General features: G+C 40.8%; 4 protein-coding genes. 3 read left to right on the top strand and 1 reads right to left on the bottom strand.

The features are described 5' to 3' along the window. Positions 1-69 precede the first annotated feature (69 nt). Positions 70-399 carry a hypothetical protein gene (locus tag AC4II3_RS32505; protein WP_488010913.1) on the top strand — a complete coding sequence of 110 codons (330 nt, stop codon included), beginning with the start codon at positions 70-72 and terminating at the stop codon, positions 397-399. Between the two features lie 252 nt (positions 400-651). Next, positions 652-1401, top strand: a complete 750-nt coding sequence (locus tag AC4II3_RS32510; protein WP_488010915.1) for a restriction endonuclease — start codon at positions 652-654, stop codon at positions 1399-1401. Between the two features lie 56 nt (positions 1402-1457). On the opposite strand, the gene AC4II3_RS32515 is transcribed toward AC4II3_RS32510, so the two are convergent. After that, positions 1458-1580 (bottom strand): hypothetical protein, encoded by a 123-nt coding sequence (locus tag AC4II3_RS32515; RefSeq protein WP_488010917.1) that lies wholly within the window; start codon positions 1578-1580, stop codon positions 1458-1460. 257 nt (positions 1581-1837) lie between these two features. On the opposite strand from AC4II3_RS32515, the gene AC4II3_RS32520 reads away from it, so the two are divergent. Continuing rightward, the coding region (locus AC4II3_RS32520) for a hypothetical protein (protein ID WP_490723039.1) at positions 1838-2316 on the top strand (479 nt) is incomplete at its 3' end.

Genomic DNA, 2316 nt, shown 5'->3' on the forward strand with positions numbered 1-2316 from the left:
TCAGTTTGGAGGGAATACTGATGAAAATTAGAGCAATTCTCTAAACTAAACATATTGAGGAATAATGATATGGATGAAGTGGTTAGAAAGGTGGCTGCACTAGGCTTACCTGGTGTGATACTTCTGATTACTATGGCAACAACGGGGTTAACTGGAGCAGCGGCGATCACAGAGGCTTTGGCAATGTTAGGTCCATTCGGAATGCTAGGAGGCATTGCTTTTCTTGGGGTTGTGGGAATAGCTGCTGATGGGTTATCGAAATTCGGACTTGAAGCATTACTGGTTGGAATATATAAACAGCGCCAACAAGAAGGAGAATCTAAAAGATCCCTCTGTAAAGAGATTGAAGGCTTAATTATTTCTGCTGATTTGAAACGCAAACTCAAAGAAGAATTATAGACTGTTTCTAAAGTAAATATTATTGGTGGGTTACGGGGGACAGCTCTGTTAACAGGTGATATTTTAAAGTACTTTTCACCTAACCCACCCTACGTGCCTGATTTAAGCAAAGTTTAACAAACAGTCTCTTAGGTATTTCAAAATAAGATGGGTTTCCACTGTTATTTCCACTGATGTCGTTATTCAGTTTGGAGGGAATACTGATGAAAATTAGAGCAATTCTCTAAACTAAACATATTGAGGAATAATGATATGGATGAAGTGGTTAGAAAGGTGGCTGCACTAGGCTTACCTGGTGTGATACTTCTGATTACTATGGCAACAACGGGGTTAACTGGAGCAGCGGCGATCACAGAGGCTTTGGCAATGTTAAGTCCATTTGGAATGATCGGAGGCATTGGTTTTCTTGGGGTTGTGGGAATAGCTGCTGATGCCTTATCAAAATTCGGACTTGAAGCGTTACTGGTTGGAATATATAAACAGCGTCAACAAGAAGGAGAATCTAAAGCATCTCTCCGTAAAGAGATTGAAGGCTTAATGGTTTCTCGTGATTTGAAATGCAAACTCAAAGAAGAACTTAATAATGGTAAATCTTCGGTTGAGGATAGGCGTGAATCAAAGTCGTCAAAGAATATTGATGAACAGTTAGATGCAATTGATCAAATGACGGGGAGGGAGTTTGAAAAATTTCTGGCTAAATTATTTAAGCAACTGGGCTACCAAGTGAAGCGCACTCCAGCAACTGCGGATTATGGAGCCGATCTGGTAATTAAAAAAGGGGATATAAAGGCTGTTGTTCAAGCCAAGAGAAAACAAGGTAGCGTAGGGATTAAGACCGTTCAGGAAGTAACAGGGGCAATTGGCTATTATCAGGCGAACCTCGGAATAGTTATCACTAATAGTAAGTTTACAGAACCTGCAAAAGAACTGGCAGCTAAGACTGACATTATGCTTTTTGATAGGGATGATTTTAAAAAATTACTTAAAAAATTATATAAGTAAAAGCCTTCTGAATATAGTTGATTGTAAAAAAACACCTGCTGTTTAATTGTAGCAGCTTAAGCTGATAGCAGCTTGTAGGGTGGGCAAAAAGCGATGCAGCGCGGTCTTGGGGAGGCAGTGCGGTCTTGGGGGTCTCCCCCATGAGCAACTGCCGTGGTTTCCCCCATGAGCGACTGCATCAAGACACAGTTTGTTTGTGCGTGAGTATTAATGATTATATTACTTTGCCCACCCTACTTTAATTGGTCTGAATGCTGTTCTTTGGCTGATAGCTGTTCGCGTAGCGTGCGCGTAGCGCTTAAGCTGAAGGCTATTAGTTTGGTTCGTCGTTAATTCAATAATCCCCTATTTCCACTGATGTCGTTACTCAGTTTGGAGGGAATACTGATGAAAATTAGAGCAATTCTCTAAACTAAACATATTGAGGAATAATGATATGGATGAAGTGGTTAGAAAGGTGGCTGCACTAGGCTTACCTGGTGTGATACTTCTGATTACTATGGCAACAACGGGGTTAACTGGAGCAGCGGCGATCACAGAGGCTTTGGCAATGTTAAGTCCATTTGGAATGATCGGAGGCATTGGTTTTCTTGGGGTTGTGGGAATAGCTGCTGATGCCTTATCGAAATTCGGACTTGAAGCGTTACTGGTTGGAATATATAAACAGCGCCAAGAAGAAGGAGAATCTAAAGCATCTTTGTGTAAAGAGATTAAAGGCTTAATGGTTTCTCATGATTTGAAACGCAAACTTAAAGCAGAAGTTAAGAATGGTAAATCTTCCGTTGAGGATAGGCGTGCATCGAAACAGGATATTGATGAACATTTAGATGCAATTGATCAAATTACGGGGAGGGAGTTTAAAAAATTTCTGGCTAAATTATTTAAGCAACTGGGCTACCAAGTGAAGCGCACTCC

It is taken from the genome of Moorena sp. (assembly GCF_982860115.1).

Coding starts and splice junctions, on each gene's coding strand:
- AC4II3_RS32505 (WP_488010913.1), top strand. CDS start 70: ATGGATGAAGTGGTTAGAAAGGTGGCTGCACTAGGCTTACCTGGTGTG.
- AC4II3_RS32510 (WP_488010915.1), top strand. CDS start 652: ATGGATGAAGTGGTTAGAAAGGTGGCTGCACTAGGCTTACCTGGTGTG.
- AC4II3_RS32515 (WP_488010917.1), bottom strand. CDS start 1,580: ATGCAGTCGCTCATGGGGGAAACCACGGCAGTTGCTCATGGGGGAGAC.